13 protein-coding genes are annotated in these 17899 nt (G+C 63.7%); 9 read left to right on the top strand and 4 right to left on the bottom strand.

The window, feature by feature from the left end; all coding sequences use genetic code 11:
- Positions 1-176 precede the first annotated feature (176 nt).
- Positions 177-2183: a transketolase gene (gene tkt, locus ACVOLZ_RS13210; RefSeq protein ID WP_481516555.1), complete on the top strand. Its 2007-nt coding sequence runs from the start codon at positions 177-179 to the stop codon at positions 2181-2183.
- A 172-nt stretch (positions 2184-2355) separates the two neighbouring features.
- On the opposite strand, the gene ACVOLZ_RS13205 is transcribed toward tkt, so the two are convergent.
- Positions 2356-4314, bottom strand: coding sequence for an acetyl-CoA hydrolase/transferase C-terminal domain-containing protein (locus ACVOLZ_RS13205; RefSeq protein WP_481516585.1), 1959 nt, complete (start codon positions 4312-4314; stop codon positions 2356-2358).
- A 118-nt stretch (positions 4315-4432) separates the two neighbouring features.
- Here ACVOLZ_RS13205 and ACVOLZ_RS13200 point away from each other — a divergent pair, with 118 nt between their 5' ends.
- The 3 genes from ACVOLZ_RS13200 to ACVOLZ_RS13190 are packed head-to-tail and all read left to right on the top strand — an operon-like array spanning position 4433 to position 6996.
- Positions 4433-4807 carry a BlaI/MecI/CopY family transcriptional regulator gene (locus ACVOLZ_RS13200; RefSeq protein ID WP_481516554.1) on the top strand — a complete coding sequence of 125 codons (375 nt, stop codon included), beginning with the start codon at positions 4433-4435 and terminating at the stop codon, positions 4805-4807.
- Entirely contained in the window at positions 4794-6422 is a 1629-nt protein-coding gene (locus tag ACVOLZ_RS13195; protein ID WP_481516553.1) for a TonB family protein, read from the top strand. The genes ACVOLZ_RS13200 and ACVOLZ_RS13195 overlap by 14 nt, the downstream gene beginning before the upstream one ends.
- Positions 6423-6441: 19 nt before the next feature.
- Complete coding sequence (locus ACVOLZ_RS13190; protein WP_481516552.1) at positions 6442-6996, top strand: hypothetical protein; 555 nt, start codon at positions 6442-6444, stop codon at positions 6994-6996.
- A gap of 36 nt (positions 6997-7032) precedes the next feature.
- Here ACVOLZ_RS13190 and ACVOLZ_RS13185 read toward each other — a convergent pair whose 3' ends face one another.
- Together ACVOLZ_RS13185 and ACVOLZ_RS13180 are read right to left on the bottom strand one after the other, a co-directional pair.
- Positions 7033-7857 carry a S1/P1 nuclease gene (locus tag ACVOLZ_RS13185; RefSeq protein WP_481516551.1) on the bottom strand — a complete coding sequence of 275 codons (825 nt, stop codon included), beginning with the start codon at positions 7855-7857 and terminating at the stop codon, positions 7033-7035.
- Between the two features lie 129 nt (positions 7858-7986).
- Positions 7987-8634: an OmpW/AlkL family protein gene (locus tag ACVOLZ_RS13180; RefSeq protein WP_481516550.1), complete on the bottom strand. Its 648-nt coding sequence runs from the start codon at positions 8632-8634 to the stop codon at positions 7987-7989.
- A 198-nt stretch (positions 8635-8832) separates the two neighbouring features.
- Here ACVOLZ_RS13180 and gap point away from each other — a divergent pair, with 198 nt between their 5' ends.
- The gene (gene gap / locus ACVOLZ_RS13175) at positions 8833-9834 is read left to right on the top strand and encodes a type I glyceraldehyde-3-phosphate dehydrogenase (RefSeq protein WP_282268943.1); all 1002 of its coding nucleotides are present in this window, start codon (positions 8833-8835) and stop codon (positions 9832-9834) included.
- Between the two features lie 298 nt (positions 9835-10132).
- On the opposite strand, the gene ACVOLZ_RS13170 is transcribed toward gap, so the two are convergent.
- The gene (locus tag ACVOLZ_RS13170) at positions 10133-11173 is read right to left on the bottom strand and encodes a pirin family protein (RefSeq protein WP_481516549.1); all 1041 of its coding nucleotides are present in this window, start codon (positions 11171-11173) and stop codon (positions 10133-10135) included.
- A 105-nt stretch (positions 11174-11278) separates the two neighbouring features.
- Between ACVOLZ_RS13170 and ACVOLZ_RS13165 the strand changes: the two genes are divergently transcribed.
- The 4 genes from ACVOLZ_RS13165 to ACVOLZ_RS13150 all read left to right on the top strand — a co-directional run bounded on the left by ACVOLZ_RS13165 (position 11279) and on the right by ACVOLZ_RS13150 (position 17745).
- Positions 11279-11698 (top strand): winged helix-turn-helix transcriptional regulator, encoded by a 420-nt coding sequence (locus ACVOLZ_RS13165; protein ID WP_481516548.1) that lies wholly within the window; start codon positions 11279-11281, stop codon positions 11696-11698.
- 299 nt (positions 11699-11997) lie between these two features.
- Positions 11998-14739 (top strand): DUF2339 domain-containing protein, encoded by a 2742-nt coding sequence (locus ACVOLZ_RS13160; protein WP_481516547.1) that lies wholly within the window; start codon positions 11998-12000, stop codon positions 14737-14739.
- Entirely contained in the window at positions 14736-16121 is a 1386-nt protein-coding gene (locus tag ACVOLZ_RS13155; RefSeq protein ID WP_481516546.1) for a DUF3999 domain-containing protein, read from the top strand. The genes ACVOLZ_RS13160 and ACVOLZ_RS13155 overlap by 4 nt, the downstream gene beginning before the upstream one ends.
- Before the next feature lie 229 nt (positions 16122-16350).
- Complete coding sequence (locus tag ACVOLZ_RS13150; RefSeq protein WP_481516545.1) at positions 16351-17745, top strand: serine hydrolase domain-containing protein; 1395 nt, start codon at positions 16351-16353, stop codon at positions 17743-17745.
- Positions 17746-17899: the final 154 nt, after the last annotated feature.

Here is a 17899-nt window from a genome sequence, read left to right as displayed (position 1 = left end):
TGGGTTTACGGTAACCACGGCCACCCTGTTCAGAGTGGTCGTTTTGTTTGGGGCGCATTTCTATCAGCCGAAACGAATGCAAACTATCGTCAGCTTTTCCGGACTGATCCCGGCGGTAGCTTGTGGGACAATAGGCCGCCCGCAGTTCCGCGGGAGCCTCCTGATTCTGACGACCCATGACGCAGCCCACCCGCCGCCAGTTGGCGAACGCCATCCGTTTCCTTGCCGCTGATGCGGTAGAAGCCGCCAAGTCCGGTCATCCCGGCATGCCGATGGGCATGGCCGATATCGCCGAAGTGCTCTGGAACGACTATCTCCGTCACAACCCGAACAACCCGAAGTGGTTCAACCGCGACCGTTTCGTGCTGTCCAACGGTCACGGCTCGATGCTGCACTACGCGCTGCTGCACCTGAGCGGCTACGACCTGCCGATCGAAGAACTGAAGGCCTTCCGCCAGCTGGGCAGCAAGACCGCCGGTCACCCGGAGCGTCATGAAACCCCGGGCGTGGAAACCACCACCGGCCCGCTGGGTCAGGGCCTGGCCAACGCCGTGGGCTTTGCGCTGGCGGAAAAGCTGCTGTCGCAGCGCTACAACCGTCCCGAGTTCGAAGTCGTCGACCACCGTACCTGGGTGTTCATGGGCGACGGCTGCCTGATGGAAGGCATCTCGCATGAAGCCGCATCGCTGGCCGGTACCTGGGGCCTGAACAAGCTGGTCTGCTTCTGGGATGACAACAACATCTCCATCGACGGTGAAGTGGAAGGCTGGTTCACCGACAACACCCCGGCACGTTTTGAAGCCTATGGCTGGAACGTGGTGCGCGGCGTCGACGGCCACGATCCGGAAAGCATCAAGGCCGGCATCGAGCAGGCGCTGTCGCAGTTCGACAAGCCGACCCTGATCTGCTGCAAGACCACCATTGGTTTTGGCTCGCCGAACAAGGCCGGCCAGGAATCCAGCCACGGCGCACCGCTGGGCAAGGACGAACTGGAAGCCACCCGCAAGGCGCTGAACTGGCCGTACGGCCCGTTCGAGATCCCGGAAGAGATCTATGGCGGCTGGCGCGCTGGCGGCACCGGCACCCTGCGTCAGGCCGAGTGGGAGCAGCTGTTCGACAAGTACGCTGCACAGTTCCCGTCCGATGCCGACGAACTGACCCGTCGTTCGCACGGCGAGCTGCCGGCTGACTTCATTGCCCAGGCCGATGCCTATATCGCCCAGGTGCAGGCCGAAGCGCCGAACATCGCCTCGCGCAAGGCGTCGCAGAACGCGATCCAGGCCTTTGCGCCGCTGCTGCCGGAAATCATCGGCGGCTCGGCTGACCTGGCCGGTTCCAACCTGACCCTGTGGAAGGGTGCGCAGACCGTGGTCGGCGAAGACCCGCATGCCAACTACGTGCACTACGGCGTGCGTGAGTTCGGCATGAGCGCGATTGCCAATGGCTTGGCCCTGCACGGCGGTTTCCTGCCGTTCGACGCCACCTTCCTGGTGTTCAGCGACTACGCCCGCAACGCGCTGCGCATGAGCGCGCTGATCCCGGCGCACGTCATCCACGTGTTCACCCACGATTCGATCGGCCTGGGCGAAGACGGCCCGACCCACCAGCCGGTGGAGCACGTGTCCTCGCTGCGCTACATCCCCAACAACGATGTGTGGCGTCCCTGCGATGCGGCCGAATCGGCGGTCAGCTGGAAGGCTGCCATCGTCCGCAAGGATGGCCCGAGCTGCCTGATCTTCAGCCGCCAGAACCTGGCCCCGCAGCCGCGTACGGCCGAGCAGGTGCAGCAGATCGAGCGCGGTGGTTACGTGTTGGCTGACGCCGCCGGTACCCCGGACGTGATCCTGATCGGCACCGGTTCGGAAATTGGCCTGGCCGTAGCTGCCAAGGCCGAGCTGGACGCTGCCGGCATCAAGACCCGCGTGGTGTCGATGCCGTGCACCGACGTGTTCGATCGCCAGGACGCGGCTTACCGCGAGTCCGTGTTGCCGAACGCTGTGCGCAAGCGCGTTGCGGTCGAAGCCGGCGTCACCGGTTTCTGGCGCCAGTACGTGGGCCTGGACGGTGCGGTCATCGGTCTGGACACCTTCGGCGCATCGGCCCCGGCCGACAAGCTGTACAAGCACTTCGGCATCACCACCGAAGCGGTTGTGGCAGCAGCCAAGGCACAGATCGCGGGCTGATCGATCGCCTTGCATCGCAAGTCTTGAACAGAGGCCGGGGAAACCCGGCCTTTGTTTTGGTTACGCTCCAACTGTAGCGCCGAGCCATGCTCGGCAGGGGGCTCGCCCGGTATCCCTGCCGCTCCTACAAAATCAGCCTTCTCTTTGTGCGATCAGATTGCGATGCACACCATCAAACTTTCCCCGCACTCCGCGCCAGACCCACCCGCAGCAACCCGGCATTGAGCCGCTCATCAAAACTGCCCGGCCGCTCCAGCCCCATCCGCTGCATGTACATCGCATCGTTTTCGGCAGCCGGCTGGCGCAGTGCTGCGACTACGGTACGCAGCTTTCCCATCGGCGTCGCAGTCGCAGACTTCAGCCAGCCCAAGGCCCGCACCAGATCCTGCTCGACGGCATCAAAGTCACTGCCCAGCGGGTAATCCGGCAGGCTGCCATCGGCGCGGAACGGGGCCAGTTTGGCGCGCAACACGTCGGCGCGGTTCTGTAGCCAATGTGCTGGCGCGCTGAAGCCGGCTGCGAGTTTCTTCGAAGCCTTGGCTTGATCAAACAGCGCCGGCTGGAATGCCGCATCGGTAATGCTGGTCATGGCGATGACGCAGTCTTCGTCGGTCATGTTGCGCAGGTCGGCGATGCCGTATTCGTTGACGAAGACATCGCGCAGGTGACGCGGAATGGTGGTGTGGCCGTAGTTCCAGCGCACATTTGATTGTGGCTTGCCAGCGTCTTCGCGGGTCGCGCGGAACATCAGGATGCTGCGTGCATCGGGCAGGGCATGCGCCATTGCCACGAAGTTGTACTGTCCGCCGACGCCGGAGACCACGCGGCCGTCCTCCAGCGCATCCGATGCTGCCGCGCCCAGTGCGCTGGCAATCATGCAGGAGTTGAAGAAGCGCGCATCGCGCCGTTGCAGGCGTTCCAGCGCCTCGTTGCCGCCGTAGAGCTGATTGATCTCGCTGATGCGCCGCATGCCGATGGCGCTGCGTTCGGCCTCGGGCAGGTTGCGCAGCCACTCGTAGAATTCGGGTGAACCGAGATAGAAAGCGCCATGCAGGTACTCGCCTTCGCGTGCCAGACGGCCGCGGTCGCCGTTGCTGGCGGTGCCGTCGGCCAAGCGTTGCATCAGGCCAAGATCATCATGCACCTTGCGCCAGATCACGCCGGTCTGCACCAGCTTGCGGAAGCCTTCGTTGAGCATCTCGCTGCAGCCGTACAGGCCGATCTCGAACGGGCCCAGTCCGCCAGCTTCGTGCACCAGCGGGTGTTCGGTGAGTTGCGGGTCCAGTGCATGCAGGATCTGGCGGTAGCGCGCGTTGTCGGTGTGTCGCAGCACCAGTGCGTGGCTGAGTGCGTCGGCCAGGGTGCCGATGCCGATCTGCAAGGTGCCGCCGTCGCGCACCAGGGTGCTGGCGTACAGGCCGATGGCGTAGTCGGCATCGCTGACCGGTTGCCGTGGCAGGCCGAACAGCTGCGGATAGGGGCCGGGCGGGGTGATCACCAGATCGAAGAAATCGGGATCGACGGCGGCGGTGCCGCCCAGCCACGGTAATCGCGGATCGATCTCGGCGATCAACAGGGGCTTGGGCAGGCCGCGCGCGGCGATGGCATCCAGCGTGTCCTGGGTGATGTCGTTGTTGCACGACAGCGATAGCTGGTTGCTGCCTTCGCGGTAGGCCACTTTCTGCACGATCGCATTCGGCGCGCGCTGCGCCACGGCATCGGCGGCATGCGTGTAGTTTAGGCTGGTGTAGTAGCGCTGCGCCTGGGTCGACCGCAGCAGCGCGCCGGATTGCATGTAGAACTCTTCCACCTGCACATGTGCAGGCAACCCATCGCGGGCGATGGCGTCGGAGTAGGCAAGGCGCGGGAAGTCGGCGCCGAAGTGGCGCTCGACGAACGGGCGCATGAAGCGCGCTTCCAGTCCGTCGCCCTTCGCCTTCGGCGGGTTCAGCGACAAGGCGGTATACAACTGCAGCGGCCGCGCCGGGTCGTGTTCGATACGCGCGTACAAGGCATTGAGCAAACGGTGCGGTTTGCCCAGCGCCAGTGGTGCGCCGATGCGCAGTGGGCCTTGGATGTTGCTCAGCAGCCAGTCCACGGCGGCGTCGAGGTCGGTCACGTGATGGGGCATGGTGTCCGGTATCTGCGGGGGTGTCGGCATTACAGCATGTCCCCCCTGAATCACTTGGTGAGGGCTTGACAGGGCTTTCGTTTACTCGTGTAATCGTAAAAAATTACAGGCGTAAACGATGATCCGTATCAGCGAGGCCGAGGCCGTTGTCATGGAAGTCCTTTGGGGGCAGCACCCGCTGTCTGCAGACGAGGTCATCGCGCGACTGCCCGGCGGCAATGACTGGGCCGAGGCCACGGTCAAGACCCTGCTCAACCGCCTGCTCAACAAAGCTGCCATCACTGCAACCAAGGAGGGGCGGCGTTTTCTGTATACGCCGCTGGTGCAGCGCGACGCCTGGTTGCTGGAGGAGAGCAGCAGCCTGATCGAGCGCCTGTTTGATGGCCGGGTTGCGCCGCTGGTCGCCCATTTCAGCCAGCACCAGCGGCTCAGCCGCGAGGACGTGGCCGAGCTGCGCAAACTGCTGGAGGGGCTCGACGATGAGCAGCACTGAGATCCTTGCGCTGTTGCTGAAGACCACCCTCGCCAGCAGTGCGGCGGTTGCGCTGGCGTTGATCCTGCGGAGGCCGCTGCGCTGTTGGCTTGGGGCAAGTGCTGCCTATCTGTTGTGGTTGTTGTTGCCGGTGACGCTGCTGGCGGTGATGTTGCCCGCACCACAGGCGGCGCCCGTGCCGATGCGGGTCAGTGAAGTGGCCGTACAGGTTGGGCAGGCGGTGGTTGCCGGTCCCGCGGTGATAGCGCATTGGCCGTTGTGGCTGTGCTGCGCGTGGCTCGCCGGAGTGTTGCTGATGGCGTTGCGCCTGTATCGCCAGCAGCGGAAATTCCAGCAGGGGCTGGGGCGGCTCAGTCAACGCGATGACGGCCTGTGGCAGGCGCAGGCCGTGGCGGGGTTGCCTGCGGCGATGGGCTTGTTGTGGCCGCGGATCGTGTTGCCGGCCGGCTTTGAACAACGCTATCTGCCGATCGAACAGCAACTGGTGCTGTTGCATGAGCGCGTGCATCTGCAACGCGGCGACATCGCGATCAACGCACTGCTGGCGTTGATGCAGTGCCTGTACTGGTTCAACCCGCTGTTGTTGTTCGGCTTGCGTTGTTGCCGGGAAGACCAGGAGTTGTCCTGCGATGAACGTGTGATTGCGCAGGTATCAGGTGCACGCCGCAGTTACGGCGAGGCCATGCTCAAGACCGGGCTTGCCGCATCCCCGTTGCCGGTGGGGTGTCACTGGCAGAACCATCATCCATTGAAGGAGCGTATTGCCATGTTGAAGCGTCCCGTACCGGGCAGGAAGCAGTGGTGTGCCATGTTGGTGCTGTCGTTGGGCTTGTCGTCCGCTTTAGGCTATACCGCCTGGGCCGCGCAGCCGGGCAAGGCTGTACCCACCTCCACCTCCACGTCGACATCGTCTTCTTCTTCGTCGACATCCACAACGGCCGGCAAGGGCACGGTATATGCAACCTTCGTGGAGGCCACGCTGGAAGGCACCAAGCAACGCTTCGAGCTGCAGCAGTCGGCGGGCACGCCGTTCTCCTTCAGCGCCAGCTCGGACAAGGGCGTGCAGTGGGCGGCGGAGTTCATCCTGCAGCCTGCAGCTGACGGCATGCTCGCGCTGAAAGGTACGTTGAAGGCGAACGGGGATCTGATCTCGTCGCCGACCTTGTTGATCAAGCCCGATGTGGCTGCAGGCATCGAAGTGTCCACGGCCGACGGGCGCTCGACCTGGGTGCTGGAGCTGCGATCGATTGCCTTGGCCGCTGGAGATCCAGCCATCGTATCGAAAGCGTCCGACAAGGCCGAACAGGTTGGCTTGCCGAATGCCGGGCGGATGCCGCCGCCCAGCTATCCGCGCGCTGCGATGGACAATCGCACCACGGGCAAGGTGGTGCTGCGTATCGCGGTGGACGCCGAAGGCCGGGCGACCGACGTGGTCGTCATCGAGGCGCACCCCAAGGGTGTGTTCGAGGCGACGTCGATTGCCGCTGCGAGGCAGTGGCAGTTCACGCCGGCGATGAAGGACGGCAAGCCGGTAGCCGGTGTCATCCGGGTACCGATCTCGTTTGATATGGATGATGAGGAAATGGAATACACCGAAACCCAGAGCAGGGGCTGAGGTGCGCGGGCATGCTGTGATGCTGGCAGCGCTAATGCTTGCCGGCTGTGCGACGCAGCCGGCGAAAGAGCAGGCGAGCACCAGTTTCAACCTCAACCAGCACCGGCAGATGCTGACGCCCGAGTCGTCCGGCGGTGCAGGCGAGATACAGCCCTATCAGCTGGCGGCGACGGAAAGCTTCCGTATGCCGGTTGCGGTCAGCGCCGCTGATCCGGTATTGCCGTCGGAGTACGCCAAGCGTTCGCTGGATGCCACCACGGTATGCGTGAATGTCATCCTTGATGCGCAGGGCCGGGTGGAACGCAGCGCACCTCTGTTGGCGCATTCGGCCTGCGGCGCGGGAAGTGGTGCGGGCAATGCAGGTCTGCTGCAGGCCGCGCTGACAGCCACCGCAGAATGGTCGTTCGAGCCAGCTGCCGTCTGTCATTACGCTGCGGGTGTGCAGGCGCGGTCGAGCGGAGACTGCAGCAACGCGTCACGTATCGAGGTAGTGCCGGTAACCCTGGCCTATGCCTTCACCTTCGAAGTGATTGAGGGCAGGGCAATGGTGCGGCGCGAGGACGCCTTGCACTGAACATGCGCCTGCACTTGGTGCAGGCGCGTTGATTGCTCAGGGAGTATCGAGCAGCTGGTTCAACAAGGCAGCCAGCTGTTCACCGCCCAGACGAAGCTGAGCCTCGGCAACCGGTTCCCACACAGCGGTGTAGCGCTCGTCGATCTTGTGGCCGCTCGGGTACAGGCCTTTGCGGGTGGCGATACGGCAGGTCTGCTCGGCCCACATGGCCGGATCGCGCTGCAGGTCTGGTGCGCGTGTTCGTACCGGAGCTGGCAGCGCCTGCAGACGTTGCAGGAACTGGTCATCGTTAAGCTGCAGCGGATAGAACATGCCGCTGTCCCAGACCGAATGCAGGTTGGTACCGCGGCCGTTGAACTGCAGCTGGTAGGTGTTGCCGCCGCGATCGTGGCCGTAACCGGCGTGCAGCGGCTGGTGCAGGTCACCGACCAGATGCACCACGAACTTCAGCGCTTGCAGGCGTTCGCCGTCGCTGCGGCTGCGGTCGGCGAGGATTGCCGACTGCGCCTTCAGCGCCTCCACCACACAATTGCCATCGGCACAGTGCTTTGGCTGCTGGTAGATGCAGCCGTCCTCGGCCATGTTGATGTAATGCCAGCCGGCGGACTTCCGGCCCAGGTCGGGATCATTGGCGCGCAGCTGGTCGGCCCAGGGCGCGATGCTGCTGAGGGTTGCCCCGGGCTCGCTTGCCAGCAGCCGGTCGACTTCGGCTTTGGCCTGCGGGTCCAGATGGGTTTCAGCAATACGCGCGACCAGGCGGTGGCCTTGCGCGCCCCAAGCCAGTGCCTGGCCAGGGAGGGTTGCGGAGACAGCGATTGCGATGCCCAGTGCGGGCATCAGGAGACGGTGGAGCTTGTTCATGCCGCCATTCTAACGGCTGCGCTGGCATCGGCTACGTGCGCCAGATGGCGAAACACGCCCCCGCTTGTAGCCGGGGACGTGTTCGCTGGGGGAGGGCAATACTTACTTACCCATCAACTGCGGCCAGCCTCAGAACTTGAAGACGTAAGCCACGCCGTACACCAGCGGATCGATCTTGGCGGTGCCCAGCTTGTTGCCGTTGACCTTCACCTTGGTGTCGATGTCGGCCCAGCGCATGTCAACGCGCAGTGCGCCCTTGTCGCTGACCGCGAAGTCCAGGCCAGCGTGTGCGGCCAAGCCCCAGGAGTCTTCCAGCTTGAGCTTGGTGCCAGCCAGCGCGCCCTTGCTGTCGGTGCTGAAGAACTTGGTGTAGTTCACGCCCAGGCCGACGAATGGGGTGACCTTGCTGCTGTTGGTGAAGTGGTACTGCAGCGAGACCACCGGCGGCAGCTGCTTGGTTTCGCCGACCTTGCCGACGCCGTCAATGCTGACGTCGTGCTTGAACGGCAGCGCTGCCAGCACTTCGATACCGATGTTGTCGGCGACGAAGTATTCAAAGGTGACGGTCGGCTTGACGTCGCTGTCGACCTTGGTGGACAGCTTGCCCAGGCCCAGCGCGGCGCCGTTCAGATCACCGGCATCGGACTTCGGGTCAACCGCGTGGACGCCGACGCCCAGGGTCCAATCGCCTTTGGACTGGGCCATGGCGGGGCCGGCGGCAGCCAGGGACACGGCGGCGGCCATGGCGGAGAGCAGCAGGGCGGAGGTCTTGCGCATGTGTAATTCCGTTACTTGGTGGAGGTGGCGCCAGTGTCCGGTCAGCGCCCGGGTACCGCTTTGATCCTGATCAAACAGGGGTTTGCGCTCAGCTGGCGCTCAGCTGCGGCCGCCCACGGGGTCGGCAGCTGTCCTGCTAGAATGGCGTCCCCTTTCCACCCCGCCGCAACGGTTTTGCGGCTGCAGGAGCTTGTGAACATGGCAATCAAGGTCGGCATCAACGGTTTCGGTCGCATCGGGCGCAATGTGCTGCGTTCGGCAGTGTTGAACTTCGGCAACGACATCGAGATCGTGGCCATCAACGATCTGCTGGAGCCGGATTACCTGGCTTACATGCTCAAGTACGACTCCGTGCATGGCCGTTTCAAGGCCGACGTGGAAGTGTCGGGCAGCGACCTGCTGGTCAACGGCAAGAAGATCCGCCTCACCCAGGAGCGCGACCCGGCCAACCTGAAGTGGGACGAAGTGGGCGTGGACGTGGTGATCGAGTCCACCGGCCTGTTCCTGACCAAGGAAACCGCGCAGAAGCATCTGGACGCGGGCGCCAAGAAGGTGATCCTGTCGGCTCCGTCCAAGGACGACACGCCGATGTTCGTGTTCGGCGTGAACCACAAGACCTACGCCGGTCAGAGCATCGTCTCCAACGCCTCGTGCACCACCAACTGCCTGGCCCCGCTGGCCAAGGTCATCAACGACAAGTGGGGCATCAAGCGTGGCCTGATGACCACCGTGCACGCAGCCACTGCTACCCAGAAGACCGTTGACGGCCCGTCCAACAAGGATTGGCGCGGCGGCCGCGGCATCCTGGAGAACATCATTCCGTCCTCCACCGGTGCTGCCAAGGCCGTGGGCGTGGTGATCCCGGAATTGAACAAGAAGCTGACCGGCATGAGCTTCCGCGTGCCGACCTCGGACGTGTCGGTGGTCGACCTGACCGTCGAGCTGGAGAAGGAAGCCACCTACGCTGAAATCTGCGCCGAAGTGAAGGCACAGAGCGAAGGCGCGCTGAAGGGCATCCTCGGTTACACCGAAGACAAGGTGGTTGCCACCGACTTCCGTGGCGAGACCCACACCTCGGTGTTCGACGCCGAAGCTGGTATCGCCCTGGATGGCACCTTCGTCAAGCTGGTCAGCTGGTACGACAACGAGTGGGGCTACTCCAACAAGTGCCTGGAAATGGTGCGCGTCGTCGCCGCCTGATCCACGCAATAGCTGCAAACAGAACGGGCGCCGAAAGGCGCCCGTTCTGCTTTTTTAGAGCCCTCCCTTTCGCCGCAGGCGAAGGGGAGGGTTGGGAGGGGTGCTGTTGCTTGCGTTTGAGCCCTCCCTTTCACCGAAGGTGAAGGGGAGGGTTGGGAGGGGTGCTGTTGCTTGCGTTTGAGCCCTCCCTTTCACCGAAGGTGAAGGGGAGGGTTGGGAGGGGTGCTGTTGCTATTGCTTGTGCTCCAGGTCCTTGCCCGGGTTATCCGGTGTTGCAAGTGACACACTCGCCCGCCTTTTACTCCGAAGGCGGCAACTCAATCTCATCGCTTCCCGGATGCTTGGCAAACCGCCCCTGCCCAGCCGCATGCACCGGCCCATGGCTGGACCACGGCCAGCCACCAAATTGGGTGCGGCCATAATCGCGCCGGGCCTGCTCGATCTCCTCGGCAGTGTTCATCACGAATGGACCATAGGCCACCACCGGCGCGCCGATCGGCACGCCCTGCAACAACAGGATCTGCACTACGTCATCGCCACTGTTATGCAGCGGCAACGCACTGCCGGCGGCCACTTCCAGCAAGCGTGGCCCGCTGATCGCATCACCGTCCAGCTGCAGCTGCTTACCGTCGTGGAAATACAACGTGCGTCTGCTGCCTTGCACGTCGGCCGGCGGCAAAATCACCGAGGCGCCCGGCTGCAAGGTGATTTGCCAAACCGCTACATCGGCCTGCGGATTGGCCGCCCAGGAGCTGCGCCCGGGTGCCAGCGGCAGCAGCTCGGCATGGCCGGCCTCCTGCGGGACATAGCGCCCGGCAATCACCTTCACCTCGACGCCATCGATGCGGTAGTTGGGAATGTTCTCGCCCCACAGCATCACGAATTCCGGATCAGCCATCTTGTTTTGCGGCGGCAGGTTCAGCCAGATCTGATACAGATCCAGCGGGTTGCCGTGTTCGCGCGAACGCAGCGGGAACATTTCCGAATGCTGGGTGCCACCACCGGCGGTTAGCCACTGCACGTCGCCATCGCCGTAGCGTGCTGTCGCACCCAGCGAATCGGCGTGGTCTACCAGGCCCTGCGGCACGATGGTGATGGTTTCAAAGCCACGGTGCGGGTGGGCGGGGAAGCCTGGCACGTTGACCCCGTGGTACATGCTGAAGCCGTCCTTGCCGCTGAAGTCATGGCCGAGTTCGCGGCCGCCCAGCTGACGCATGTCCACCCCCTGCTCGGCGGTCGCCTGCGGGTACTGGTCCAGATGATGGGCGCAGAACAGGAACGGATCGGTGCCCGGCCACGGACGGCCCAGCAGTTCATTGCGGAGGATCAGGTTGGACATCGGTGACTCCTTGGTTGTTGGGGCCGCGTTGCTGGGCTGGCGCCCACCTGCGTCGACATGCTCTATTGATGGGTGCGCGGTTCCAGGCCACAAGGAGGCACGCCGATGACAGCAACTCACACCGGTGATACTGGCCCAGCGGCAAGTGAAGACGCCGCGTATTGCCAACAGATGCGGCTTCTGCTGGATCGCGTCGGCGAGAAATGGAGTCTGTTGGCGGTAATCGCATTGCGCGAACAACCCCGCCGTTTCAATCAGCTGCGGCGCGAGCTGAGCGGGGTGTCGCCGCGCATGCTGGCGCGTACGCTGCGTGGCCTGGAGCGTGATGGTCTGGTCAGCCGCAGCGTCTACCCGACCGTACCGCCGCAGGTGGACTACGCGTTGACTGAACTGGGGAAATCCCTGCTGCAACCAGTCGATGCCTTGCTGCAATGGGCGTGGGCACACCAGCCGCAGATGGATCAGGCGCGCTCTGACTTCGATGATCGCCAGCGCGATGCTGAGGAAGCCTCGCTGTATGGCTGATGCTGTCCGCCCACCACACGATTACCAAGCCGATGCGTGAGCATCGTTCTGTGTGGGAGCGGCGTAAGCCGCGAAGCTGGGGGGCTGAAACCCTTGGTATGTGTGCCAACTGATGATGTACCTGCTTCGCGGCTTACCCCCCACCCACAAAAGTACAGTCCGGGGCTAAACGCAGCTCAAACGCGCGGGCTGACAGCATTGCGCCGCAGGGCGCGGGCTGAAGCTGACTGGGGGCACCTTGCGTTTTCAGGTGGCGCGGATAAGGTGATGCAGCACGTTCAGGTGCACAAGGATGATCAATGGACGAGGGTTGGGTGTTGTTGATAGTGCTGCTGGTACTGGCCGCGCTGGCGATGCCGGTGTTGCTGGTGGCTGCCTTGGTATCGGTGTCCTCGCTCAAGCGCCGCGTGGCAGCGCTGGAAGAGCGGCTGGATGCTGGCGAGACGGAAGCCGCACCACGCAGGCAGCGCGCCGAGGCCATCCGGCCGTACGCTTGGGCGGAGCCCGAGGTTGAGCCCGATTCAGATCAATCCCTTGTCGAGCCGTTGGCGGTGGCATCGCCGCCGACTGCGGCTGAGCCGGTCGCTGTCTCGCCAGCACCACCGCCTTTGCCGCCCCGGCCAGACCCGCTCGATCCACTGGCGAGCGAGCCCCGTCGGCCCATTCCTGCCCGCCGCGAGCCACCGCCGGAGCGGACATGGACACCCGCCGAGCCGGCCGAACCCAATTTCATCGAACGCGCACTGGCCTACGCCAAACAATGGCTGACCAGCGGCAACGTGCCGGTCAAGGTCGGCATGCTGGTGCTGCTGGCTGGCGTCGCCGCCTTGCTGAAGTACGCAAGCGACCAGGGCTGGTTCGTGGTGCCGCCGAGCCTGCGCCTGGCCGGCATCAGCGCCGCCGCCTTGGCGGGTCTGGTATTCGCGTGGCGCAAGCGCGAGAGCCACCGCACCTTCGCGCTGGCAATGCAGGGTGGCATGATCGGCATTCTGTTGCTGGTGGTGTTTTCCGCCTGCAAGAACTACGGAATGATCGGCGTCGCGCCGGCGTTCGGGTTGAGCGTGGTGTTGATCGCCGGCTTGTCGGTGATGGCGGTGCTGCAGGAAAGCAGAACCCTTGCCATTCTTGGCGTGCTGGCCGGCTTCATGGCGCCGATCTGGCTGTCGGACGGTCACGGCAACCATGTCGCCTTGTTCTCGTATTACGCCTTGCTCAATGTCGGCATCTTCGCCATTGCCTGGGTGCGGCCGTGGCGCATCCTCAACCTGCTTGGTTTTGTTTTCACCTGGGGCATTGGTACCGGCTGGGGCGTGCTGAAGTACGAGCCGGTCAATTTCAGCAGCACCCAGCCATTCCTGGTGTTGTTCTTCGTGTTCTATCTGTTGTTGCCGCTGTTGTACGCCCGCAAAGCCAGCACTGCCGGCAGTGCGCGCATCGATGGCTGCCTGTTGTTTGGTACGCCGCTGATCGCATTCTCGTTGCAGGCCGCGTTGCTGCAGGGTGACCGCATGCCGTTGGCGTTCTGCGCATTGGGTGTGGCTGCACTGTATGCAGTGTTGGCGCGCGCGCTGATCAACAACGAACGCTTGAATGTGTTGGCACGCGGTTACGCCATTCTCGCCGTGGGCTTTGCCACCTTGGCGGTTCCGCTGGCCTTGTCGGCCAAGGCAACCGCATCGGTGTTCGCTCTGGAGGGCGCAGGACTGGTCTGGCTGGGCTTGACCCAGGACCGCCGACTGGCGCGCTGGACCGGCATCGGCCTGCAGTTGGCCGCTGCGGCCGCTTTGGCGATCGGTGTGTCGGGCAGCCATCTCAGTGCGACTACCGCCATTGCCAACGCCGCCTTCATGGGCGCCTTGCTGATCGCCGTGGCCGGCTTCGCTACCGCATGGTGGTATCGGAGCGCGGGCAATCTGCAGGTGGCTACGATTGCTTACCTGTGGGCGCTGGCGTGGTGGCTGGGCAATGTGATCCTGGAAATCGGTGATTTCGTCGAGATCGACAGTCGCCTGCACGCAGTGTTGCTGCTGCTCGGTGTGACCGGTTGGCTGGCGGCGGAAGTGCAACGGCGTACACCCGCGTTGGCGCTGTCTTTGACCACGCTGGGCTGTCTGGTGATGGCCTTCCCGGTGGCGTTCCTGCAGGTGTCTGAGTACGGACAACCGTTCGCTGGCTATGGGGCGATTGCGTGGGCGGCATTTGCCGCCTTGGGCGTGCGCAGCCTGTTGTGCCTGCGCGCGGGCAGCGGGACGGTCGCCGGTTTGGCGCAGCTGGCGTGGTGGCTGCTGTGGCCGACCGTGCTGTCGCTGCTGGCGTGGCATATCGGCGATCGCTTCAACTTGGCCGAAGGCTGGGTAGGCATGTTGCTGGCGCTGCCGTGGCTGCTGCTGGCGGTGCTGTCGATGTATCGCTGGGCGTGGCTGTCGCAGCCGCTCGGGGAGGCGTTTGGTCGCTATCGCCCAGCCTTGCAGATGGCAGTATTCGCGGTGTTGGGCTTGTGGTGGTTGACCTCCTTGGCCAGTTCCGGCTCGGCTGCACCGCTGCCATGGATTGTCGTGTTCAATCCGCTGGAACTTGCGGAGATCGCCGTGCTTGCGTTGCTGGCAATGCGCCTGCGCCAGAACGCTGGCGCAGCGGTGTTGCCGATGCAGTTGGTGGGCACGGCAGTAGCTGCATTGGTACTGGTCACGATAATGACGTTGCGCGCCGTGCATCACTGGGGTGATGTGCCGTGGAATGACAGCCTGCTGGGCACCAAATTGGCGCAGACCAGCCTGACCGTGGTGTGGAGTCTGCTGGGTGTGATCGGCTGGATCAGCGGTTCGCGTCGTGGCCAATGGGGACTGTGGTTGGCCGGTGCCATCCTGATGAGCGTGGTGCTGGCAAAGCTGCTGCTGGTAGACCGCGGCAATCTTGGCGATCTGCTCGGTATCGGTGCCTTCATCGCCTACGGATTGCTGTGCACCTTGGTGGGCTGGCTGGCGCCAGCACCGCCACGACGGCTGGGTGCTGCTACAAACAACGAGGAAACAACCGCATGATCAAGCGCCTGCTGGTACTGGCCTTGCTGCCTTTCAGTGCAATGGCCGCTGACGACTTCGCCCGGCAATGGCCGCTGCGGTTGTCGCAGCCTGATGCTGGCGCCTACCGGGTGCCGCTGGATGCAACGGTGTATTCGGCGGTGCATTGGCGTGACCTGCGCGATGTGCGGGTGATCGATGCTGACGGCAAGCCGGTGGCCAGCGCGGTGTATGCCGCTGCAACGCCGCTGGGCGGCGCGCTGCGTATCGCGCCGCTGCAATGGTTTGCACTACCTGCAGCCAGCGCGGGCGGCGATGAGGACCTGAGCATCGTGGTGGAACGCGATACCGCTGGCAAAGTGGTATCCATCCGCAATTCGGTGGGCGCGGCAACCGCGGCCGGCAGCGCTGATCCGGTATGGCTGATCGATCTCGGTGACGAGGCAGGCAAGCTGCACAAACTGCTGGTTGATTGGAGTGATACGGCGGCAACCCTGGATCTGGGCTATCGCCTCGAAGGCAGCGACGACCTGCGCGGTTGGCAGGTGCTGGATCCGCAGGTGCGGTTGGTGCAGCTGCGCAACCAGGGCAACGAGCTGCGCAGCAACAGCATCAAGGTCGAATCAGGTCTGCGCTATCTGCGTCTGGTACCTCTGCAGCGTAGCGGCGCGCCGCAGTTGCAGGGTCTGCGCGGCGAGTTCGCCGATGCGGTCGAGGCTGGCGATTGGCAGTGGCAGGAACTGCAGGCGGCTGCTGGTGGCAACGGCAAGGACGGCTATCTGTACCGCTTGCAGGGGCGATTCCCGGTGCAGCGATTGGATGTGCTGATGCCGCCGAACAGCGCGGTGAGCTGGACAGTCTCCAGTCGCGATGAAGACCGCACACGGGCCGCCGACGGTGAACCGGTCTGGCAGACGCTGACCAGTGGGTGGAATGCGTGGAATCTCAGCCAAGCCGGCAAGCAGCAGCGTTCACCGCCGCTGGAAACGTCGGGCATCGTTGATGACAGGCAGTGGCGTCTGCAGGCAGAGCCCGGCGCGGTACCTGCTGCTGCGCCAACCTTGCGTTTGGGCTATCGCCCCGGCAGCGTGGTGTTTCTTGCGCAGGGCCGCGCGCCTTACCTGTTGGTTGCAGGCAGTGCGGATGAGGGCAAGGCGCAGGCAGCGCTGGATCCGATGTTGGCGGCATTGCGTGCTCATAACGGCGCGCAATGGCAGCCGGTCGCAGCGACGTTGGGCGCGGGCGCGCAGCGTGCCGGCGATGCGGCCTATCAGCAGGTCGACGCGCCGCGCGATTGGAAGAACATCGTGTTGTGGGTGGTATTGGTGCTGGGCGCGCTGGCGGTAGCGGGTTTTGCGTTCAGCCTGATTCGCAGCAGCCGCGCAGAAGAAAAACAGACCTGATGTAGTGCCGAGCCATGCTCGGCAGGAGCTTTCCCAATGCACCGGCCGGCTTGTCTCCCTCCCTTTCGCAAAGCGAAGGGGAGGGACGGGGAGGGGTTGGCTTCTTCTCTATTGGATTGTCTGCTTCGCGGCTGACGTCGCTCCTACGACCGAATTTGGTCGGTAGTGCCCCTGCCGAGCATGGCTCGGCACTACAGCTGCTGCTGGCAATGAAAGGATCGGTTGGCTTATGCGTTTGAAGTCATTTGCTGTTGCAGCTCTGCTTGGCTTTTCAACTTTGGCCGCTGCCAAGCAGCCCTTGCCTGATGCCCATGCCGAGCAGGTATTCAATTTGTGGCTTGCTGCATACAACAGCGGTGAGCGCGAAGCGCTGCAGACGTTTTTGACCGACTACAAGGTGGGGCAGGAGGCGCAGCGCTTTCTGGATATCCGCCAATCACTGGGTACGTTCAAATTGCTGGGAGTCAAATCCAGCACGGCGGGCAATGCGCAGCTGATCTTGCTGTCCGAAATGACCGATCGCGGGGTGCTGGCGACACTGGATCTGGATCCTGCGGATCGGTTTGATGTTACCAAGCTGCAGCTGGAAGGGATGGATCTGCCAGATGAATTCAAGCCACAGCGGATGTCGCGGACAGCGGTGCTGGCGGCAGGCAAGGCACGGTTGGATTCCGCGCGTGCTGCCGATACCTTGTCCGGTGCATTGGTGGTGGCGAAGAGCGGCAAAGTTTTGTTGTCCTGGCGCGGCGGCGCAGCTGATCGCGAGCGCGCTGTTGGCGTTGATGAAACCACCCGGTTCCGGCTGGCCTCATTGAACAAGATGTTTACTGCGGTGGCCATCCTTCAGTTGCAGGAGGCGGGCAAACTGGCGCTGGATGACGCGATCGTCACACATCTGAGGAACTACCCGAACCAGGAAGTGGCCAGGGCAATCAGCATCCGCCAGCTGCTCAATCACACCAGCGGGCTGGGTGACGTGTTCGGCGAGGAATTCGAGAAGCGTTCGCAATCCTTGCGGACGTTGAATGATTACTGGAACCTTGCCAGTGCCGCGCCGCCGAGCTCAACTCCGGGTGGTGAGGATGGTTATTCGAACTACGGCTACATCCTGCTCGGCTCTATCATCGAGTCGGTGAGCGGGCAGTCGTATTACGACTACGTGGAGCAACATATTTATCGACCCGCTGGTATGGCCGCAACCGGCTCGGAGCCTGAGTCAACCTTTGTTCCCAGACGCGCAACTGCCTATGCCAAGGTTGACGGCGAGTGGGTGCAGGAAACCAAAACGCTGCCATGGCGCGGCACATCAGCTGGTGGTGGCTACAGCACGATTGGCGACATGCTGAAGTTTTCCGAAGCACTGCGCGCTGGTCGGCTGATATCACCCGAATCATTGGCGTTGGCCACATCACCGCAGAACAACAAAGCCTGGTATGGCTATGGCTTCATGGTCAGCGGGCAGGGCGCCGAGCGGCAGTACGGGCACGAGGGTGGCGCGCCAGGCGCCAATGCATCACTGGTGGTGCTGCCTGAGCTGGGCTATGTGGTGATCGGTTTGAGCAATGTTGATCCGGGTGCGATGGAGAACGTGGTCAACTTCATCGTGCATCGCCTGCCGTTGTGATCGGTAATGCCGAGCCATGCTAGGCAGGGGTTTTTTTCGGTGCACCTGTGGGAGCGGGGGGTGGCGCGGCGGGGGGGGGGGGGCTAAAGGGAGGGGGGGGGGTTCTGGGGGTTGGGCAGGGCGCGGGGTGGTTTGGCGCGTAGGGGGGGGGGGG

Source organism: Stenotrophomonas sp. STEN020 (genome assembly GCF_056760195.1).
This window is presented reverse-complemented; position numbering and strand designations above follow the sequence as displayed.

Bases quoted from the DNA above. Each gene is read 5' to 3' on its own strand.
- ACVOLZ_RS13150 (WP_481516545.1), top strand. From the start codon at position 16,351: ATGCGTTTGAAGTCATTTGCTGTTGCAGCTCTGCTTGGCTTTTCAACT.
- ACVOLZ_RS13160 (WP_481516547.1), top strand. From the start codon at position 11,998: ATGGACGAGGGTTGGGTGTTGTTGATAGTGCTGCTGGTACTGGCCGCG.
- ACVOLZ_RS13185 (WP_481516551.1), bottom strand. From the start codon at position 7,857: ATGAACAAGCTCCACCGTCTCCTGATGCCCGCACTGGGCATCGCAATC.
- ACVOLZ_RS13165 (WP_481516548.1), top strand. From the start codon at position 11,279: ATGACAGCAACTCACACCGGTGATACTGGCCCAGCGGCAAGTGAAGAC.
- gap (WP_282268943.1), top strand. From the start codon at position 8,833: ATGGCAATCAAGGTCGGCATCAACGGTTTCGGTCGCATCGGGCGCAAT.
- ACVOLZ_RS13195 (WP_481516553.1), top strand. From the start codon at position 4,794: ATGAGCAGCACTGAGATCCTTGCGCTGTTGCTGAAGACCACCCTCGCC.
- ACVOLZ_RS13155 (WP_481516546.1), top strand. From the start codon at position 14,736: ATGATCAAGCGCCTGCTGGTACTGGCCTTGCTGCCTTTCAGTGCAATG.
- ACVOLZ_RS13170 (WP_481516549.1), bottom strand. From the start codon at position 11,173: ATGTCCAACCTGATCCTCCGCAATGAACTGCTGGGCCGTCCGTGGCCG.
- ACVOLZ_RS13200 (WP_481516554.1), top strand. From the start codon at position 4,433: ATGATCCGTATCAGCGAGGCCGAGGCCGTTGTCATGGAAGTCCTTTGG.
- ACVOLZ_RS13180 (WP_481516550.1), bottom strand. From the start codon at position 8,634: ATGCGCAAGACCTCCGCCCTGCTGCTCTCCGCCATGGCCGCCGCCGTG.
- ACVOLZ_RS13190 (WP_481516552.1), top strand. From the start codon at position 6,442: ATGCTGGCAGCGCTAATGCTTGCCGGCTGTGCGACGCAGCCGGCGAAA.
- tkt (WP_481516555.1), top strand. From the start codon at position 177: ATGACGCAGCCCACCCGCCGCCAGTTGGCGAACGCCATCCGTTTCCTT.
- ACVOLZ_RS13205 (WP_481516585.1), bottom strand. From the start codon at position 4,314: ATGCCCCATCACGTGACCGACCTCGACGCCGCCGTGGACTGGCTGCTG.